Annotated in this window: 3 protein-coding genes; all 3 read left to right on the plus strand. The window is 37.6% G+C overall.

Annotated features, from left to right (window positions below; translation table 11 throughout):
- Window positions 1-226: GlsB/YeaQ/YmgE family stress response membrane protein (locus FC62_RS07780; protein ID WP_057890712.1), on the plus strand; the 226-nt coding region annotated here is incomplete at its 5' end.
- A gap of 11 nt (window positions 227-237) precedes the next feature.
- Window positions 238-378, plus strand: a complete 141-nt coding sequence (locus tag FC62_RS08260) for a hypothetical protein (RefSeq protein ID WP_017866965.1) — start codon at window positions 238-240, stop codon at window positions 376-378.
- A 413-nt stretch (window positions 379-791) separates the two neighbouring features.
- Window positions 792-914 (plus strand): putative holin-like toxin, encoded by a 123-nt coding sequence (locus FC62_RS07785; RefSeq protein WP_236693799.1) that lies wholly within the window; start codon window positions 792-794, stop codon window positions 912-914.
- Window positions 915-972: the final 58 nt, after the last annotated feature.

Genomic DNA, 972 nt, shown 5'->3' on the forward strand with positions numbered 1-972 from the left:
CGGGGCAATCATTGGTGCCATTGCTGGCGCAATCACTAACCGTGGTGCTGCTATGGGCTGGATTGCAAACATTGTAGCTGGTTTAATCGGTGCGTGGATTGGTCAAGGGCTCCTTGGCACTTGGGGTCCTTCGTTAGCTGGCATGGCATTGATACCATCGATCATCGGGGCAATTATTTTAGTTCTGATTGTTTCATTAGTTGTTGGTCGAACCAGTAAAAAGTAAGGGGGAATTTTATGGACGTCTTGAAAAGTGTATTTAAGTTTATGATCGCTTCTACGCTCATTGTAGGTGGTGTCCTCATCGGTGGCACCGTCTTTGCTGCTAAGAAAGTAGATGGCATTGGTGATACATTGCAACAAAAATTACATGGATAATTAGCCAAATTTATCTGTATTAGGCTTCTTAGAACGTAAATAATTGAGCAATTGAAGATCAGTTAATCAATATTTAAATTGGTGAGATAACCCTTTATAAATATAGATTGGAATTTTTTTGACAATTAATCAAAGCAGGTACTTTTTTACATAGGTGCTTGCTTTTATTTATCTATACATTATGACCTAGCAGTTAAAAACTGTTTTTACAGATATAAATATAGTATTCTTACTGATTCTTTAATTTTATATTTGGTTAAAGAGCTAGGCTGCCTGTATAATAGATCCAGTAGAGAAGTTAAGGCGGTGGCTATTTCCAATCGGAGGTGGTGCTTATGGTGTTAAACCTTTAAAGCCCATAAATCCTAACGAAAGGAGTAGCCTAAGTGTCCGTGTCGGACGCTTTACAATTAATGCTGGCTTTCGGTACTTTTATCGTGGCCTTAATCGCATTAATTGTTGGGCTGATCAAAAGTCAGCAAAAAAATAACCGCCTTAGCTTGAAGTACCCCATAATTGTTAGACAAATAATCTAACAATTATGGGGTATTTTCTATGACTAAATATTCAACTGATTTAAAAATTGAGGTGGCA

Source organism: Amylolactobacillus amylotrophicus DSM 20534, assembly GCF_001434555.1.
GTDB classification, from domain to species: Bacteria; Bacillota; Bacilli; order Lactobacillales; family Lactobacillaceae; genus Amylolactobacillus; species Amylolactobacillus amylophilus.